The following is a 17513-nucleotide window of genomic DNA, read 5'->3' as shown; positions in this document are numbered from 1 at the left end:
GCGTGTTGAGGAGGACGGCGTGAGTGGTGCCGGAGCCCGTGTCGGAGTGGGGACACGTTTCCGCTACGACGGGGAGACCGTCGAGGTGGTCGAGATGGCTGCGACGACTGCGGGCAACGAGGTGGTCCTGAAGGACAGCCGGGGACGGGTTCGTCGGCTGGCGCTGAAGGAGTTGCTGTTCACCGACCGTGCAGTGGTGATCCCGGAGCGGGCTGGGCCTTCGGCCGGGGACGTCGAGGAGATCGCCTCGGTCGTGCTGGGTCAACTGCGCGAAGACGAGCGCCACGTTGTGCTGGAGCGTGCTGAGCAAAGGGCCCCGACATCCACGCCCGCGGCGAGCTTCCCGAGGCCGATGCGTTCTTCTTCCTCGACGAGCTGGAAGAGATCGTCCGGGAGTGGATCGCGGTAGTCTACCACTGCCGTCCCCACGCCGGTCTGGTCGATCCGGGTGTGCCGGGCTTGCGGATGTCGCCTGCACAGATGTTCGAGCACGGGATGGCGCGGGCCGGCTACATCGAGGTGCCCCGGGATCCGGATCTCGCCTTCGAGTTCCTGGCGACGAAGTGGCGCACGGTCCAGCACTACGGTGTGGAGATCGACCGCCGCCGCTACCGCGGCCCGGGCTTGCCCGCCCCCGGGATCCGCAGCCCGTACGACGGGCCGGTCGCGAACGGCTGGCCGTTCCAGGTCGATCCGGACGACATCACCCGGATCTACTTCCGTGATCCGGCAACCCGCATCTGGCATACCCTGGCCTGGGAGTATGCGCCGGTGGCGGGGATGCCGTTGAGTGAGGACGCCCTGGTCTTCGCCCGGAAGCTGGCCGCCGCGAAGTACCGGTATCCCGACGATCGGCTGCGTCGCCGACCTGCTGGAGCGCTGGAACCTGGGGCTGGGTACCACGCTCGCCGAACGGCGCATGGCTCTGCGCCTGTCCCGCGAGCAGGCTGCCCTCGAAATGCCCCGCACCGGCAAGGCCGCCGTCCTGCCGTCTGTGCGCCGGGCGCTGGGCGAGGACCCGCGGCCGGCGGAACTCCCCATTGCTGAGCAGGCCGCCGAAGCGGGTGACGATGACGAAGGCGACCTCGGGCCCGTCGAGGAAGACGACTTCTATGCCGACGCCCTGGAGGACGTGTGACCGCCCCGGCGAGCCGGTCGGATCCGGGGAATCTGGCTCTGTCGCGGAAGGAGGACTTCCAGGCGTTCGCCGACGCACCGCGCCGCATCCAGCCCGGGACGCTGAGCCGCAGCGAGCTTGAGGCCCTGGACGCCGGGGCGCGGAGCGCCTACGACCGTGCCCGCCGGGTGTGGCACGCCAATCTGGGTCCGATCCGCACTCCTCAACTCGCCGCGCTGCACGAGGACTTGTGGGACATCGTGGACAGCAACCTCCAGGATGGCGACAAGGCCAAGGGGGCGGTGGCCGTCGACGCGTTCCCGGGACTGGGCAAGACCACGGCGGTGCTCGCCTTCGCCCGCGCATTCCACCGCCGGGAGATCGCCGAGCACGGCAGCTTCACCGTGCAGGGGCATGAGCGGTGGCCGGTGTGCCGGGTGGGGCTGACCGGCAACACCGGCATGAAGGACCTCAACCGGGCCATGCTGGAGTTCTTCGGCCACCCCGGACGTCAGAACTCCACCGCCGCCCAGCTCGGTCTGCAGGCCCTGGACTGTGTGCTGTCCTGCGAGGTGCGCCTGCTGATCCTGGACGACCTGCACTTCCTGAAGTGGCGCAAGACCAGCGGCATCGAGGTCAGCAACCATCTCAAGTGGATCGCCAACGAGTTCCCCGTCACCCTTCTCAAGGTCGGCGTGGGACTCGCGGACAAGGGCCTGTTCAGCGAGGGCGAGGCGAGCGGCGACACGGCCCTGGCGCAGACCGGCCGGCGCACCACCCGCCTGGACATGCCGCCCTTCACCATCGACACCGACCAGGGCCGCGCTCACTGGCGACGGTTGCTGTTGGCCCTGGAACAGCGCATCGTTCTGACCGACACGTATCCCGGCATGCTCGCCGACGATCTGTCCGACTACCTCTTCGCCCGCAGCACCGGGCACATCGGTTCCTTGATGACGTTGGTCAACCGCGGCTGCCAGCGGGCCCAGCGCACCGGCACCGAACGCCTCACCCGTGATCTCCTCGACCGCGTCAGGAACGACGAGGCCGCCGAACAGGCCCGCCGCGAACTCGAATACGCGCTGGGCGCGGGGGGGGGGCCACCAGCCGTCCACGCCGGGCGCGGGCCGCCGGATGAGCACCGGACGACGGAGCTTGCCGATCCGGTGCGCACCGGATCCCGGTGAGGCCCTGGACTCCTGGCTGGAGTTCACCGCGGCCCGTCTGACCTGCCCGTTCACGGACGTGCTCGGCGCATTCGGTCTCCCCAACCGGGAGACGGCCATGTCTGCGCTGGTGCTGCCGGCCTGGACCATCCGCCTCACGCGGGACGAACTCGCGTCCATCACGGAGGTCACCGGAGTCGCCGCGGGCGTGCTCGCGGCGATGACCTTGCAGCCCTTCGACGGGCACGCGGTGGACATCCTGCCCCGGCACCGGCGGGTGACCGGCGGGTGCTGTGGGGACGGGCGGGATCCCGGTTCTGCCCCTTCTGCCTGGCCGACAGCGGCGGACGCTGGCTGGTGGCCTGGCGTCTGAGCTGGTCCTTCGCCTGCACACGTCACCATGTCCTGCTGGTCGACCGCTGCCCGGCCTGCCACCGCGTCCCGCGCCTGCGCTCCCACCCCCGGCGGGAGACACCCCGTCCGGGACGGTGCTCCAGCGCTGCCCCGGACGGCGGGCCACCTCGCTGCCACCACCCCCTCACCGACACCCCGGCCACCGCGATTCCGGCCGATGGGGACCTGGCCGAGGCCCAACGCCTCATCGACACCGCCCTCACCACCCCCGGCCGCCCGGTGCGCTGGCCGCTGTACGGTCCCGACGGCGCACCGTTGAACGTGGTGCTGCGCGATGCGAAGAGTCTCGGGGTACTGGTCCTCAACCACGCAACACCCGACGCCCTGGGCCCGCTCGCCCCGTCCGATGTCCTGGAGCGGCTGGAGCGCTACCGTGCCGACCCGCTGCCCGCCGGCTCCCAACGCTCACCGGACGCCCTCCACGGTGATCTGCACAGCCATGTCGCTCCCGGCGACGCCGCCGCGACGGCCGTCGCCGTCACCGCGGCGTTCCGTATCCTGCGCGCCGAGAACATCCGCTCCGCGGCCCGGGCCGTGCAGTGGCTCACCGACCGGGTGGCCGCTTCCGGCCGGGCGCTGCACCCCGGCAACGTCGTCGCCCTCGGCGGCGTCATCTCGCCCGCGCTCGAAGCTGCGCTGCGGTGCAGCAGGGAGAGCAAGCTGATGCCGGTGGCGCGCCTGCGTCACCGTACCGGCGTCGGCTCCACCCGGCCCCCAAGCGACCGCGACAACAGGGCCTGTGTACTGCCGACCGCCCTGTGGCCGGAGTGGGCGCTGCGGCTCACTCCACGGCACGCCAGCGGCAGGCCCGCCGCCCAACGCGCCGACGAACTCCTCGCAGTCGCCTGTCTGCTGGCCGGGAACACCACCCCGATCCACGCCGCGGTCCGCCTGACCGGCACCACCGTCAGCAGCCACAACGTGTCCACGTTCCTCGCCACCCTCACCCGCCACCCGAACGGCGCGGACGTCCTGCACACGCTGATCGTGCTCGCCGACCACCTGGACGCGCACGGCGCCCCGATCGACTACATACGCCGACGCGCACTGTTCACCGCCCGCCCCCAATTCATCGACGCGCGGGCATGGTTGGAGATGCAGCGGTGGCTGCGCTCGAACCCCGGTCCCGACGCGGTACACGCGCAACGCTGGCTCTTCCACACCATTACCGGATCACCCGCCCATCTCGCCCACCCCGCCATCGCGCCCGCCACCCCCGCCCAACGGCAGCACTATCAGCGTTTCCGCTGGCGGATCCTGCCCGCCGAGGCCGAACTCCTCCATCACACCGCACGAACGCTCCTCGACGAGCACGGCATCGACGAGCCCGTCCAATGGGCGCCGCAGCTACCCGTCCACGCGCTGCGCGACCTTCAGCTGCCGGGGCCCGACCCGTACAGCATCAGCGCCGATCGGCTCCATCAGGCCGTGCCCGGCAGCGACTTCTCCGTCGCCCAGCTCGCCCGCACCCTGGAGACGACCACCGCGCACGTCGTCCATCTGCTCGCCCAGCACCCCGTCGACTGGAGCCCGCCCCGCTTCCGCCGCACTCAGCGCACCGCCAACCGGTCAGCACAGTGGCGCCTGTGGTACGAACGCGACCATCTCTCCCTCCAGGCCATCGCCGACCGAGAGGACACCAGCCTCGCCGCCATCCGCCTCGCGCTCCTCAAGAACGGCACCCGACTCCGCCCCGCCGGCTCCTATCCAGGCCGGCCGAGGCGGAAGTGAAATGAAGGGCGGTCAGGAAACGCCGGTTGTCTCCTGAAATTCCTGGCCTGCACCAAGATGTTGTTGCCGAAGTGTCACCTGATGACCACCGGGTGACCGCCACCCGCCGGGCTCTTTGTCGGATCCCAGGAAACGATGGGAGACGTCACCGCGAGCAACCAGCCGCCGAGCACCGCGCGAACACCCCAACCGCGCTGGAAGGACGTGCCATGACCGCTACCGCTCCCAAGGCTCCGACTGCACCAGGGGTGCGGTCCTGGTGGGGAATCCCGTACGCCACCGCCGAGCGATACCGCCGGCCCCTGGTCGCGGACTTCGATCCAAACCGCCTTCATGACCGCAAGGGCGTCGTCTCCGTCCAGCCCGACAGCGGCGACTGGCTCGAAGCCGACAGCGGGATGGGCGAGGACTGCCTCAACCTGAACGTGTGGGCCCCCGAGCAGCCTGCCGGCACGGCGCTCCCGGTGGCCGTGTACATCCACGGCGGCGGATTCGAGTACGGCGCGAACACCCAGATCACCTCCAACGCCGCCGGTCTCGCGGCAACGGGGCGCGTGGTGAGCGTGTCGGTCAACTACCGGCTCGGCGCGCTGGGCGCTCTCTCGCTCTCGCAGTACGGCGGCGCTCTTGCCGAGGCAAGCAACCTCTGTTTGCAGGACGTCATCGCCGCGCTGACCTGGATCAAGCGGAACATCGCCCACTTCGGCGGCGACCCCGACAACGTCACCGTCTACGGCCACAGCGGCGGCGCCTATGCCACCTTCGGACTGCTCGGCGCCTCCTCCGCCAACGGCCTGTACCGGCGACTGGCCGGGTTCTCCGCCGGGCCCTCGCGTCTGCAGCCTGCCTGGTGGGCCGAGGAACTCGCCCACCGGTTCGTCACCGAACTCGGCGTCGCGGACAACCCGGAGAAGCTGCTCGACCTTGATGCGGCCTCCCTGGTGGCCGCCCTGCACAAGGTCACCCCGACGGACCTGGGAGTCCGTGGCGGGATGGACAGCAAGAGCCTCGGCATCGTCCTGGACACCCGACAGCCCGGCGCGGTGCTGCACGCCCACCCCATGGACGAACTCGCCTCGGGCGCACACCGTGATGTCGACGTGCTGCTGAGCATGGCCAGTGACGACATGGGCTGGTGGGTGGCGAACGACCTCGACCGGTTCGACCCGGGCACCGTCGACCGCATCGTCGACGAGGTCGCGGGGTGGCGCATTCCCCGCTCCTGCGCCAAGAAGATCGTCGACGCCTACGACCAGGGCGGCCGCACCCCTGCCGAGGTCCGCGCAGCCCTCCTGTCGGACTACATCTTCGGTCTCCCCGCGGCCCGCGGCGCCCTGGCGCACGCCGCGGCGGGCGGCAACACCCATCTCCTGGTGATCGGGCCCGCGGAGGGCGCACCTGCTGTGCACGGCACCGAGATGTACGCCCTGGTCGGCCAGGAACGGCCGGGCCGCAGCCCTGAACAGGCCGAGCGTGACACGCGTATCCGCGACATCGTGCTCGACTTCGTCACCGGCGAGCAGACCCGTCTGTGGCCCGCCCTCACGGACCGGCCCATCTCGGGGAGCGTCGGCAACCCGCCGTTCGAGGCCGGCGCCCACTATCAGGCGGCCCTCGACCTGTGGGAGAGCATCGACCGCCCCTGACGGTTACCGGGCAATACCGAGATGCGCAACGGCGCAGGGCCGCCACGGGCTGATCACCCAGGTACCTGCGCCCGGAGCCCCGGCTCCGCCTTCACATCCTCGGGGCGAACAGAGTAAGGAACTCGACATGAGCCAACCAAGAGCAGCCGGCGGCGCAGCACCGGCGACGATGCGGGCCGTGGTCGTCACCCGGCCCGGCGGCCTGGACGCACTGGAGATCAAGGATGTGCCGGTGCCCGTACGCAAGCCCGGCTGGGTGCGGATCAGGGTGAAGGCGTTCGGCGTCAACGAGTCCGAGGTCACCACCCGCAAGGGGGAGTCGGACGCGGAGGTCACCTACCCGCGGGTGCCCGGCATCGAGGGCGTCGGCGTGGTCGATGAGGCCGACGAGGACAGCGAACTGCGGCCGGGACAGCAGGTGGCCACGATGATGGGCGGCATGGGCCGCTCGTACGACGGCGCGTACGCCCAGTACGTGAGCGTCCCCGCGGCGCAGGTCATCCCGTTCGAGACCGGCCTGCCGTGGGAGGTCGTCGGCGCGCTGCCGGAGATGTTCCAGACCGCCTACGGATCGCTGACCACCGGCCTGGACCTCACGGCCGGGCAGACGCTGCTGATCCGCGGCGGCACCTCCACGGTCGGGCTGAGCGCGGCCACGATCGCGAAGGACCTCGGAGCCACCGTACTGTCCACCACCCGCAGCCCGGAGCGCGCCGGGGAACTGCGGGCCGCGGGCGTCGACCATCCCCTCGTCGACAACGGCACGATCGCCGACCAGGTGCGCGAGCTGATGCCGGAGGGTGTCGACGCCGTACTGGAGCTGGTGGGCTGCTCGGTCCTCGCCGACACCCTCCGCACCGTCCGCCGGCACGGAACGGTCTGCTTCACCGGAGCGCTGGCGGGCCAGTGGACGATCCCCGATTTCACCCCGTTCATGATCCCGGGCGGGGTGCGGCTGACGTCCTACGGCGGTCAGGCCGCCGACCTCCCGGCCGACGTCTTCGCCCGCCAACTCCAGGCCATCGCCGCGGGGAGTCTCACAGTCCCGGTCGCGAAGGTCTACCACGGCCTGGAACAGGTCCGTGACGCCCAGGCCGACGTCGAGTCCGGCACCACGCCGGGCAAGCACGTCGTCGTCCTGGACTACTGAGCCCGGATCCCTCGACTTGAGCGGCAAGGGCGGTCGGCGCCGTTTGGGGAATGTTCGAGGAGGGTGGCCGCTGGTCCGGGGGACGTCAGTGCGCTCGGGGGAAAAGCCGTTCGACAGCGGTCACCACCGCGGCGCGGCGGGCGGCGGTGGTGGGGTCCACGGCGTGTGCGGCGGCGGCCTCGCTGAGTTCGGGCTGTGCCGCCCAGGTCATGGCGATCTGGTTGACCAGGGCGAGGACATCGGCCGGGTCCCATGCGGAGTCGAGCTGTCCGGCCTGCTGCGCCTGGCGGAGCTGGTCGATTTTGCGGGCGATCACTGCCTGGTCGGGATCGTCGGCAACGGCTCTGGTGCCCGGCAGTTCGAGGCGGCCCCAGGTGATCAGGCGGTGGTGGTCCGGACGGGCGACGAAGTAGTCGAACAGGCGGCCCGCGTAGCCAGGCAGGTCGCACGGGTCCATCTGGGTGGCCTCGGCGATGACGACGTACTCCCGTGCAGCGACAGCCGAATAGAGCGCGTCTTTGCCGCGGAAGTAGGCATAGACGCGTTCTTTGCTGGTTCTGGCGAGCTTGGCGATGCGGTCCACACGGGCCCCGGCGATGCCGTGGCGGGCGAATTCCTCCATGGCAGCGGTGAGGATGCGCTCGCGCGTGGTGTCACCGCCCGCGGCGGCTCCTGCGGGCGCTGCGGTCGGGCCGGAATCGCGGGACTGGGACATAGCCCCAGGATAGAGCACCGAACCGTTTGGTTTGGCCTCCGGGCGGTCGGCGCGTAAGGTAAAACCGAACAGTTCGGTTTGACACCTGCGGGTGAAGCCGACGAACCACTGAGGGAGTGAACTCATGCAGCACCGCAATCTGGGCTCTCAGGGTCTGCGCGTCTCGGCGCTCGGCCTGGGAATCATGGGCATGTCCATGGCCTACGGCGCCTCGAACGACGACGAGGGCCTCGCGACCATCCGCCGCGCCCACGAACTCGGGATCGACTTCTTCGACACCGCCGAGCTGTACGGCGCCGGCACCGGCAGCAACGAGATCCTCCTCGGCAAGGCAGTCGAAGACTTCCGTGACGAGGTGGTCCTCGCCACCAAGTTCGGCTTCGACATGACCGCCCCGGCGATCAGCCCCGCCTTCAACAGCCGTCCGGAAAACATCCGCAAGGTTGCCGAGAACAGCCTGCGCTACCTACAGAGCGACCACATCGACCTCTTCTACCAGCACATCTCTGACCCTGACATTCCGGTCGAGGAGGTCGCCGGCGTGGTCGGCGAACTGATCACCGAAGGCAAGGTGAAGTACTTCGGCCTGAGCAACGTCGGCCCCCAGTACATCCGCCGCGCCCACGCCGTCACCCCGGTCTCCGTGCTCCAGTACGAGTACTCGCTCTTCGAGCGGGAGGTCGAGGAGAAGATCCTTCCCGTTCTGCGGGAACTCGGCATCGGCCTGGTGCCCTACTCCCCGCTCGGCCGCGGCTTCCTCACCGGCCAGGTCAAGCCCGCCAGCGAGTACCCCGCGGACGACATGCGCAGCTGGGACGAGCGTTGGCAGGGCGAGAACTACACGTACAACGTGCACGCCATCGAACAGCTCAAGAACCTGGCCGACACCAAGGGCATCACCACCGCCCAGCTCGCGCTGGCCTGGCTGCTCGCCCAGGGTGAGGACATCGCGCCCATTCCCGGCACCCGCAGCACCAAGCGGCTTGAGGAGAACGCCAGCGCCGTCGACGTCCAGCTCTCGGCCGCCGATCTGGCCCGCATCGCCGAGATCCTTCCCCACGGTTCGGCAGGCAGCCGCCTCCCGGCCGCGGTACTGTCCAGCTTCACCACAGAGTGACCGCGCCGGGAGCCATCTCCTCTTGACGGGCAAGGGGCCTGCGCCGCGTTTCCGTCACGCGTCGGTCCTGGCTGCGCGGGCCGCGAAGGCGGCCGGGGTGAGGCCGGTGCGGTCGAGGAAGAAGCGGCCGAAGTTCGCGGGGTCGGTGAAGCCGAGGTGGACGGCCACGGCCCGGGCGTCCCACCGGGCTGCTCCCAGCAGGCGCCGGGCCTCCAGGAGGCGCCGCTCGTCGATGAGTTCGCGTACTCCCTTGCCGGTGGCATCCTGGGCGGCACGGCTGAGGGTGCGGACCGAGCAGCCGAGCAATTCGGCGTAGTCCGCGGCTTGGTGGAGCTCGCGAAAATGCAGCTCCAAGGCGTCCAGGAAGCGTCGGTATCTGTCGGCGCGGGCCGCGCCGGCCGTGGCTGTCCCGGTGGGGGCGATGCCCGGGGAGTTGGCCAGGCGCAGCAGTAGTGATTCGAGCAGGCTGCGCCGCAGCGCGTGGTGGATGTCGAGGGGGCGGCGCCCCAGTGCGCGGTGCTCGTCCAGGAGTTGGAGTGCCGTCTGCTGGAGCCAGGCGGTGTCGTCGGGGTGCGGGCTGAGCACGGCAGGTGCCTCGTGTGCGGTGAGCGGGGCCAGGAGACGGGCGAGGTCGGGCCGCAGTACGTCCGGTTCGAACAGGATGAACGGGCCGCGGGCCGCGCCGGGCGGATGCCAGCACTGTGCGTGTCCGGGACGCACCCACAGCCACTGGCCTGGGGTGACGGTCCGCGTGACGTGGTCGACGTCGTGCCGCAGCTCACCCTCGGTGACGGTGATGAGGTAGTGGAAGGTGGCGCGGCCCGGACGGGGCGGGTTCCACGGCCAGTCGTCGTGGTGGGCGAAGAAGTCCTCGACGGTGCTCACCTCGAGGCCGTACGGGGTACCGACCGGGGGCTGGAAACCGTACAGCGGAACCGCGGCCTGCCCGGCCTGCTCGCCCGGCCCACTTGGCCCGGAGTGTCGCTTGTCGACCATCACGTGTCCGCAGCCTACCGCCCTTCCCGTCGACTTCGACGCAAGGATGGGACGTGCCACCGCGCCCGCGCGGCGCGCCCTCCGCCTCCTTCGACGCCACAGTCCGTCACCACCTGAGAAGGCTCACCACCCATGAACGGATCGGCCCTGCACAAGACCGCCGCCGACTGCGCAGCCACATCACCCCGGCTACCACATGAACAAGAAGCACTGGATCACCCTGGAGGGCGGAGAAGGCGTCGACAGGGAGCTCGTCGGGGAGCTCGTCACCGACTCCTACCGGCTCGTCGTCGCCCATCTGCCCAGGGCCGAGCGGCCTGTCGACCCGCACACCTACGGCACCGGCCCACGGGCGGCCCGGTGAGCGCGGCCGGTGACCGGCTCCAGGACACCGCCTGCCGGGCGGCACTGGGCCTCCCCGACGTCAGCCACGGCTACCCCTTCACCCCGGGACTCGACGTGTACAAGGTCGCGGACAAGGTGTTCCTGATCGTCACCGACGACCCGGACGAGCAGATCATCACGGTCAAGTGCGAACCCGAACACGCCCGCGCTCACGTACGCGGCCACGCCTCGATCACGCCGGGCCGCTATCTCGACAAACGCCACTGGATCTCACTGGGGCCAGGACCCGGCATCACCGAGCGGCTGGTCACCGACGCGGTCGAGGACTCCTACGACCTGGTCGCCGAGAGGCTGCCGCGACGCGACCGCGCCGATGCCCGATGAGCCCTGCGCGCTTCCCCACGAGCGGCTGAGCCGACGCCTGTCAGTGCCCCGTGCAAGGCTCGCCACGTCCGCACACGTCCACTTCCGACCCGAGAGACCGATGGAACCGACCCTGCCGCTCTTCGGCGAGGAGCCCGCACGGCCCCTCGCCGACCGCCTGCGCCCCACCCGGCTGGAAGATGTCGTCGGGCAGGACCACCTCCTTGCCCGGGACGCCCCGCTGGGCCGCATGGTCGCCCAGCAGCGCCTCGGCTCCGCCATCCTGTGGGGCCCGCCCGGCGTCGGGAAGACCACCATCGCCCGGCTTCTCGCGGACGCCGGCAACCTGGCCTTCGAACCGGTGTCGGCCACCTTCTCCGGAGTGGCCGATCTGCGCAAGGTCTTTGCCGCCGCACGAAGCCGGCGCGGCATCGGCCAGGGCACCCTGCTGTTCGTCGACGAGATCCACCGCTTCAACCGTGCCCAGCAGGACAGCTTCCTGCCCTACGTCGAGGACGGCACAGTCACCCTGATCGGCGCCACCACGGAGAACCCGAGCTTCGAACTCAACGGCGCCCTCCTCTCCCGCACCCAGGTCCTCGTGCTCAAACGCCTCGACGAAGCCGCACTGTCCACGCTCCTCGACCGCGCCGAGCAGCTCACCGGCCACCATCTGCCCCTGGACGACGACGCCCGCCGCGCCCTGATCGCCATGGCGGACGGCGACGGCCGCTACCTCCTCAACATGGCCGAACAGCTCCAAGCCCTCCCGGACACGGAAGCCACCCTCGACACCGCCGGGCTCGCCCATCACATCCAGCAGCGCGCCCCGCTGTACGACAAGGCGCAGGAGGGCCACTACAACCTGATCTCCGCGCTGCACAAGTCGATGCGCGGCTCCGACCCGGACGCGGCCCTGTACTGGCTCGCCCGCATGCTCGACGGCGGCGAGGACCCGCTGTTCGTCGCCCGCCGCCTGGTCCGCTTCGCGAACGAGGACATCGGCATGGCCGACCCCCACGCCATCCAGCAGGCCCTCGCCGCCTGGGACGTGTACGAGCGACTCGGCTCCCCCGAGGGCGAGTTGGCGATCGCCCAGGCCGTCGTCTACCTCGCCACCGCCCCCAAATCCATCGCCGTCTACCGCGGCTTCAACGCCGCACACCGATCAGCCCGGCATACCGGCTCACTCATGCCGCCCACCCACATCCTCAACGCCCCGACCCGGCTGATGAAGGACCTCGGCTACGGCAAGGACTACCAGTACGACCCGGACACTGCCGAGGGCTTCTCCGGTGACGACTACTTCCCCGACGACATGGACCGCGAGACGTACTACCAGCCCACCCGCAACGGCTACGAAGCCCAGATCACCGAGCGCCTGCGCCACTGGGCCGCTCTGCGTGCCCGCCGGCAACGCGGCTGACCGGCCGACGCGCCGATGGTAAGTGGATCGACTTGCCTCATGGATGGCGTGGGGGATACCTTCAGGTAAGTTCATCGACTTACCTCACGACTCGGCAAGGAACACTGAACATGAATCGTCTTGCGGGCAAGCGCGCCCTCATCACTGGCGGCACGAGTGGGATCGGTCTGGAGACCGCGCAGCGTTTTGTCGCGGAGGGCGCCGACGTGTTGGTCACAGGGGTCACCCCGGCCAGCATCGACAAGGCGCGGCAGATCCTCGGGGACGCGGTGCCGGTGGTGCAGGCCGATGCGCGCGATCTCGATGCGCAGCGCGGCCTGGCGGAGCGGGTGCGTGAGCACTTCGGGAAGCTGGACGTGGCGTTCCTGAACGCCGGCGTCTCGGACTGGCGGCCGTTCGAGGGCCACACGGAGGACAGCTTCGACCGGCTCTTCGACATCAACGTCAAGAGCGTCTTCTTTCTCACGCAGGCCCTGGTGCCCGTGCTGGCCAACCCGTCCTCGGTTGTCCTCAACGCGTCCAACAGCGCGCACGGCGGTTACGGGCAGTCGAACGCCTACGCCGCGACGAAGGCGGCTGTCGGTTCCCTGATGCGGTCGTGGAACGCGGACCTGCTCAGGTCGCACGGCATCCGGTTCAACGCGGTCAGCCCCGGCCCGGTGAACACCCCGCTGTACTCAGGGGCCAAGCTCGGGATCGAGGACCCCGCGCAGCAGACGGCGGTTCTGGAGGCGATCAGCTCCGGCATCCCGCTGGGGCGCATGGGTCTGCCCGAGGAAGTCGCGGAAGCCGTCGTCTACCTGGCCTCCGACGCCTCCGCCTTCGCCGTGGGCCAGGACCTTATCCTGGACGGTGGCCAGACCGTTCTCTGACAGCGAGGACGCGGCCGCGAGACGGGCGAGGGGCGTGGGCATGTCGGTGGCGGACCGTGACCGAACGGAAACCGGTGGCGACACGTGCCAGGCCGGGTATCACGCGCAGATCAAAGCGGAGAACCGCGCGCGCATCATCCGCGCCGCCCGCGACCTCTTCCTCGCCCGGGGATACGACAAGACCTCCCTGGCCCAGATCGCCCGAGAGGCCCGCGTCTCCACCGGCACCCTCTTCAAGCGGTACCCCTCCAAGGCCGCGCTGTTCGCCGCCGTCACCTCCGAACAGTGGCAGCTCGACGTGCAGTACGCCGCACCACCCCCGCCCGGTGATCCCCGGTACGGTCTGGACCACATCGGCCGCGACTACGCCTGCCTGATCGGGCGGCCCGGCACGGCGGCACTGTGCCGCCTCATCATCACCGAACTTCCCCAGATGCCGGAACTCGCCGACATCGTCGGCACCGGCTTCGCCATCGACCGCGGACCCTTCTTCGACCGGCTCCGCGACTACCTGGACACCGAAGCACAGGCCGGCACACTCGACTTCCGTTCGGCCGACGGACAGACACAGCAGACCTCCGCAGTGGCCGAACAGTTCCTCGGCATGATCTGCGGCCAACTCCTGTGGCCCCAACTCGTACGCACCGACTTCGTCCCGCCCGACCCCACCGACACCACGATCGTGGACGAAGCCGTCGCCCTCATGCTCACCCGCTACCGCACCGGATCCTGAACCCAGGACGCGGCGGCAACTGCCGGCCGACCGCAGAAGCGTCTGACGCAGAGTGGTGGCCCCCACGTGAGTCGGCCGGTCTGGCGGAGCGCTCGGATCCAACAGGCGAGTCCGCCCCCGTACGAAACCACCGACCAGGCCCCGTTAGGAGGATTCGGGCACGGCCGTGAGCAGGTCGGCTGCCTCGGCTGACTTCGGCAGCGTAGGTGGCCCAGTCGTCGGTGGAGAGCCGTTGCCAGGCGACAGCGACATTGGTGTGGATGCGGGCGGGGATCTCGGACGGGTGGTGCAGCTGTCGGCCGGGTCGTCGCCACACAACCGCCCCACACGAACCCGTTAGCCCCACGCTTCGAGCACGCGCCACAACCCCAGCTCACGCACCTCGGCCTCCCCACCGAAGCCGCCCGTCTCGCCCCTCAGCGAACCAGCAACACACCAGCCAGCCGCCACCCCGTACACCAACAAGCCCCCTCCGAGCGTCGGCGGCCGTCGCGCTCGCGGCCGGTTATCTGCTCGGGCGCCTGCGCCCGTGGCATCGTGCGGGTGACTGGGCGGCCGATCTCCCGGCGTTCGTCCCCCACCTGTTGCCATCCACGCAGCACCGAGCGTAACCCGCGCGGAGCAACCTCACCGCTGCTTGATCAATGACGACAGAGGGTGTCGGGTTTACGGCCGACGATGGACGTATGCGCGAAACCCCAGAAGAACTCGACAAGCTCCAGTCTCTCCTCGACTCCTCTCTCTCCGGCTCGACCGCACACCTCCGCTCGATCGTCGAGGGCCGCACCATCACGGCGGCGCAGCTCACCGGGGTTCTTACCGGCATGTGCACGCTCGCCCTCTCCACAGTGACCGCAAAGGGCGAACCTCGGATCAGCGGCGCCGACGGGCACTTCCTGCACGGCCGGTGGCACTTCGGCACGGCCCGCAACGCCGCCAAGGCCCGTCATCTCGCGGCCCGTCCGGCCGCCAGCGTCGCGCACATGCGCGGCGAGGACCTCGGCGTGTTCACCCACGGCACGGTGGAGGAGCTGAACCCCGAGGACGCCGAGACCACGGCCGACTGGCAGGAACTCCTCGCCTACTTGAAGGACTTCTACGGCGACGACGACGCCTTCGACTGGAACCGCGAGGTCGTCTACTACCGGCTGAACCCGCACTGGATGACCGTCTACGCCCCCGACCTCGACAAGCTCACCGGCACGTGACGCCGGGCCCGTCGACGAGGGCCTGCACCTGCGCGTACGTGGGTGCGGGGTCGGTCGACGGCGCGCCGTCGCGTACCGCCAGCGCCGTGGCGACGGCCTCGCCCAGCGCCCGCCGGTACAGCAGCGACCCGAGGCTGCCCCGCCCCGACCGGGTCGGTGACAGCCGGGCCGATGCGTAGCTCGGAGAACGGCACCTGCTCGCCGAAGCCCGCCGCCACCTCGCCCTCGTTTTGCGCGGCCGCCGCCGCGACCCCGGCTTGGACGATCGGATCGTGGCTCCGCCATTTCCACGCACTGCCTGGACATCAGCGAGCCGAAGACCACGCTCGGTCTGCTGTCGGACTACCGCCTCTACACCGCCCGGACGTGGTGCTGGCCGACCCGGGCTACGACCACGACAAGTACGCGAGGCCGTTCCCGCCTCCTTGTGTCACGGGCTCGAGGCCAGCCAATCCGAGGGAAGGATGACCGGCACAGAAACAGGAGTGCCGACGGTAGTGAGAAGCCCACTAGGGCCTGTTGCGAAAGTGCCGGTCACAGCCACTCGTTGGCGGTTGCAACCAACACACTCGCGTGATGGCGGATCGTGAGCCGCCCCATAATGCCGTGCAGTCGGACCGGATGACGGGAGACACTGGCGCGGTGAATCAGCTTCAGGAGATCGCGGGATTGGCCGGTGGTGTGCTGAGCGGGGATCTCATCGGCGCCTACCTTCATGGATCTTCCGTGCTCGGAGGCCTCAGACCAGCCAGCGACGTGGACGTACTGCTCATCTCCCGGAGGTCGATGGACGAGCGGGAACGACGGGCGCTTCTCGGTGGCCTGCTCGGGATCTCCGGCCCCCGGAACAAGGCCCGCCCGGTCGAGCTCACCGTGGTCGTCCAGTCCGAGGTCCAGCCATGGCGATACCCTCCGACCTGCGACTTCCTGTACGGCGAGTGGCTGCGCGCCGAGTACGAGGCCGGGAAGGTCCCCCGGCCGGAGCCGTTGCCCGATCTGGCCCTGCTGATCACGATGGCAGACCGGTGACTACCCCCTCGCCGGCCCGCGGCCGACACAGATCCTCGACCCCGTCCCGCACTCCGATCTGGTCCGGGCAAGCGTGGCGGGCATCCCCGACCTGCTCGACAACCTGGACGGCGACACCCGCAACGTCCTGCTGACCTTCGCGCGCATCTGGACCACGCTCACCACCGGCCAGATCAGGCCGAAGGATGCTGCCGCAGACTGGGCCCTCGCCCAGCTCCCTCCCGAACACCGCCCAGCTCTCGAGCACGCCAGGCAGCTCTATCTCAACTGCCGCTACTCCGATGAAAGCTGGAGCGAGAGACCTTGCAGGCACAGGTCCGTCCGCCTGTAGACCACGTGCTCGCCGAGATCGACCGGTTGAGCACCCGGAGCCAGCGGACATAAGAACCGTCCTGAGGTCCTGATCACCGAGAGTGTTCCGACTGCGCTGGTCACAGCCACTCGTTGATGGCCGCGATCAGTACGGTCGCCTCGTAGCGGACGGCGAGCTTGTCGTATCGCGTGGCGACGGCGCGGTGTCTCTTGAGTCGGTTGATCCCGCACTCGACCGTATGACGCTGGCGGTAGTCGGCCGGGTCGAAGTGCGGTGGCCGGCCGCCGCGGGAGCCGAGCTTCCGGCGGTTGCGTGCCTGGTCGGCCTTGTCCGGGATGGTGCAGCGGATTCCGCGGCGGCGCAGGTAGGCGCGGTTTTTGCGGGAGGCGTACGCCTTGTCGGCCCGCACGCGATCGGGGCGGACGCGTGGCCGGCCCGGTCCGATGCGGGGCACGCGGACCTTCTTCAGCACGGGCTCGAACTGCGGCGAGTCCCCGCGCTGCCTGGCCGTGATCACGATCGCCATGGGCTTCTGGCCCTGCTCGACGGCCAGGTGCAGTTTGGTGGTGAACCCGCCGCGCGAGCGTCCCAGCCCATGATCTCCGGGCTCGTGAACACACCGCCCGGTGGTTCCTTCTGCAGGTCACCCTGCTTGCGGGCCCCCGCTGCATGCTGATGGGCGCGACAGACCGTGGAGTCGACGCTCAGGTCCCACGTGATCGCCCCCTTCGCGTCAGCCAGGACCTGGAGCTGGGTGAGGATCCGGTGCCAGGTGCCGTTCCGCTGCCACCGGCGGAACAGGTCGTAGACTCGGCCCCACGGCCCGTACTCGACGGGCACGTCCCGCCATGGCACACCGGTCCGGACCTGGAATCGCATGCCGTCGATCAGCCGCCGCCGAGGCCAGACCGGCGGCCGCCCGGCCTTCGCGCCCTTCGGCAACAGCGGCTCCAACACCGCCCACTGCTCGTCCGTGAGATCTCCCCGCCCCATGCACCGTGATCATTCACAGTCCAAGATCCACTTTTGCCACACGGCCTAGTACTCCAGCAGGATTTCGGCTGTCTCACCTGGTCTTTCGCCGGGTGGCGGGAGTGTAGCGGGACTTCGGTCGTGCGGGGGCGGTCTCACGGAGACCGCCCCTCGATCGTGCGACAACGCCGCAGGTAGTG

General features: G+C 69.8%; 15 protein-coding genes and 3 pseudogenes. 15 read left to right on the top strand and 3 right to left on the bottom strand.

From position 1 onward, the window contains the following. The first annotated feature begins 19 nt into the window (after positions 1-19). The 7 genes and pseudogenes from CEB94_RS40470 to CEB94_RS00285 all read left to right on the top strand — a co-directional run bounded on the left by CEB94_RS40470 (position 20) and on the right by CEB94_RS00285 (position 7224). A complete protein-coding gene (locus tag CEB94_RS40470) occupies positions 20-409 on the top strand; it encodes a hypothetical protein (RefSeq protein ID WP_246111641.1) in 390 nt (129 codons plus the stop codon). Beyond that, positions 310-1138 (top strand): annotated as a pseudogene (locus CEB94_RS42065) (Mu transposase C-terminal domain-containing protein); the annotation flags it as partial. The gene CEB94_RS40470 and the pseudogene CEB94_RS42065, both read left to right, overlap by 100 nt. Beyond that, positions 1135-2304 (top strand): AAA family ATPase, encoded by a 1170-nt coding sequence (locus CEB94_RS00305; protein WP_246111639.1) that lies wholly within the window; start codon positions 1135-1137, stop codon positions 2302-2304. The pseudogene CEB94_RS42065 and the gene CEB94_RS00305, both read left to right, overlap by 4 nt. After that, positions 2273-2656: a TniQ family protein gene (locus CEB94_RS00300; RefSeq protein ID WP_246111638.1), complete on the top strand. Its 384-nt coding sequence runs from the start codon at positions 2273-2275 to the stop codon at positions 2654-2656. The genes CEB94_RS00305 and CEB94_RS00300 overlap by 32 nt, the downstream gene beginning before the upstream one ends. Continuing rightward, positions 2572-4428, top strand: coding sequence for a TniQ family protein (locus tag CEB94_RS00295; protein WP_175430244.1), 1857 nt, complete (start codon positions 2572-2574; stop codon positions 4426-4428). The genes CEB94_RS00300 and CEB94_RS00295 overlap by 85 nt, the downstream gene beginning before the upstream one ends. A gap of 209 nt (positions 4429-4637) precedes the next feature. Then, positions 4638-6074, top strand: coding sequence for a carboxylesterase family protein (locus tag CEB94_RS00290; RefSeq protein ID WP_175430243.1), 1437 nt, complete (start codon positions 4638-4640; stop codon positions 6072-6074). A 127-nt stretch (positions 6075-6201) separates the two neighbouring features. Continuing rightward, a complete protein-coding gene (locus CEB94_RS00285) occupies positions 6202-7224 on the top strand; it encodes an alcohol dehydrogenase catalytic domain-containing protein (protein WP_175430242.1) in 1023 nt (340 codons plus the stop codon). Positions 7225-7309: 85 nt separating this feature from the next. Here CEB94_RS00285 and CEB94_RS00280 read toward each other — a convergent pair whose 3' ends face one another. Then, positions 7310-8065 carry a TetR/AcrR family transcriptional regulator gene (locus CEB94_RS00280; RefSeq protein ID WP_246111636.1) on the bottom strand — a complete coding sequence of 252 codons (756 nt, stop codon included), beginning with the start codon at positions 8063-8065 and terminating at the stop codon, positions 7310-7312. On the opposite strand from CEB94_RS00280, the gene CEB94_RS00275 reads away from it, so the two are divergent. After that, on the top strand, positions 8064-9056 hold the full coding sequence (locus tag CEB94_RS00275; RefSeq protein WP_175430241.1) for an aldo/keto reductase: 993 nt from the start codon (positions 8064-8066) through the stop codon (positions 9054-9056). The two genes, CEB94_RS00280 and CEB94_RS00275, sit on opposite strands and share 2 nt — an antisense overlap. Positions 9057-9110: 54 nt before the next feature. Here CEB94_RS00275 and CEB94_RS00270 read toward each other — a convergent pair whose 3' ends face one another. Next, positions 9111-10055, bottom strand: a complete 945-nt coding sequence (locus tag CEB94_RS00270; protein ID WP_246111635.1) for a helix-turn-helix domain-containing protein — start codon at positions 10053-10055, stop codon at positions 9111-9113. A gap of 181 nt (positions 10056-10236) precedes the next feature. On the opposite strand from CEB94_RS00270, the pseudogene CEB94_RS00265 reads away from it, so the two are divergent. From CEB94_RS00265 to CEB94_RS00235, 7 genes and pseudogenes are all read left to right on the top strand, one after another. After that, positions 10237-10416 (top strand): annotated as a pseudogene (locus CEB94_RS00265) (MmcQ/YjbR family DNA-binding protein); the annotation flags it as partial. Further along, positions 10413-10781, top strand: a complete 369-nt coding sequence (locus CEB94_RS00260; protein WP_175430240.1) for an MmcQ/YjbR family DNA-binding protein — start codon at positions 10413-10415, stop codon at positions 10779-10781. The pseudogene CEB94_RS00265 and the gene CEB94_RS00260, both read left to right, overlap by 4 nt. Before the next feature lie 100 nt (positions 10782-10881). Then, positions 10882-12186 (top strand): replication-associated recombination protein A, encoded by a 1305-nt coding sequence (locus CEB94_RS00255; protein WP_175430239.1) that lies wholly within the window; start codon positions 10882-10884, stop codon positions 12184-12186. A 110-nt stretch (positions 12187-12296) separates the two neighbouring features. Then, positions 12297-13058 (top strand): SDR family oxidoreductase, encoded by a 762-nt coding sequence (locus CEB94_RS00250; protein ID WP_175430238.1) that lies wholly within the window; start codon positions 12297-12299, stop codon positions 13056-13058. Between the two features lie 40 nt (positions 13059-13098). Next, on the top strand, positions 13099-13791 hold the full coding sequence (locus tag CEB94_RS00245; RefSeq protein WP_175430237.1) for a TetR/AcrR family transcriptional regulator: 693 nt from the start codon (positions 13099-13101) through the stop codon (positions 13789-13791). A gap of 686 nt (positions 13792-14477) precedes the next feature. Next, complete coding sequence (locus CEB94_RS00240; RefSeq protein WP_037700075.1) at positions 14478-14999, top strand: pyridoxamine 5'-phosphate oxidase family protein; 522 nt, start codon at positions 14478-14480, stop codon at positions 14997-14999. Between the two features lie 621 nt (positions 15000-15620). After that, positions 15621-16412, top strand: a pseudogene (locus tag CEB94_RS00235) (aminoglycoside adenylyltransferase family protein). 47 nt (positions 16413-16459) lie between these two features. Here CEB94_RS00235 and CEB94_RS00230 read toward each other — a convergent pair. Continuing rightward, positions 16460-17334, bottom strand: a protein-coding gene (locus tag CEB94_RS00230) for an IS5 family transposase (protein WP_425472410.1) whose coding sequence is annotated in 2 segments (ribosomal slippage) — positions 16460-16986 and positions 16986-17334 — 876 coding nt in all. Because the reading frame shifts where the segments join, the coding sequence is not laid out codon by codon here. Positions 17335-17513: the final 179 nt, after the last annotated feature.

It is taken from the genome of Streptomyces hawaiiensis (assembly GCF_004803895.1).
Taxonomy (GTDB): Bacteria; Actinomycetota; Actinomycetes; order Streptomycetales; family Streptomycetaceae; genus Streptomyces; species Streptomyces hawaiiensis.
Note: the sequence above shows the minus strand (reverse complement) of the source record. Positions and strands in the feature narration are given on the sequence as shown.

Excerpts from the sequence above, each read along its gene's own strand:
- CEB94_RS00250 (WP_175430238.1), top strand. The coding sequence starts at position 12,297 with ATGAATCGTCTTGCGGGCAAGCGCGCCCTCATCACTGGCGGCACGAGT.
- CEB94_RS00255 (WP_175430239.1), top strand. The coding sequence starts at position 10,882 with ATGGAACCGACCCTGCCGCTCTTCGGCGAGGAGCCCGCACGGCCCCTC.
- CEB94_RS00275 (WP_175430241.1), top strand. The coding sequence starts at position 8,064 with ATGCAGCACCGCAATCTGGGCTCTCAGGGTCTGCGCGTCTCGGCGCTC.
- CEB94_RS00280 (WP_246111636.1), bottom strand. The coding sequence starts at position 8,065 with ATGAGTTCACTCCCTCAGTGGTTCGTCGGCTTCACCCGCAGGTGTCAA.
- CEB94_RS00240 (WP_037700075.1), top strand. The coding sequence starts at position 14,478 with ATGCGCGAAACCCCAGAAGAACTCGACAAGCTCCAGTCTCTCCTCGAC.
- CEB94_RS00290 (WP_175430243.1), top strand. The coding sequence starts at position 4,638 with ATGACCGCTACCGCTCCCAAGGCTCCGACTGCACCAGGGGTGCGGTCC.
- CEB94_RS00245 (WP_175430237.1), top strand. The coding sequence starts at position 13,099 with ATGTCGGTGGCGGACCGTGACCGAACGGAAACCGGTGGCGACACGTGC.
- CEB94_RS00285 (WP_175430242.1), top strand. The coding sequence starts at position 6,202 with ATGAGCCAACCAAGAGCAGCCGGCGGCGCAGCACCGGCGACGATGCGG.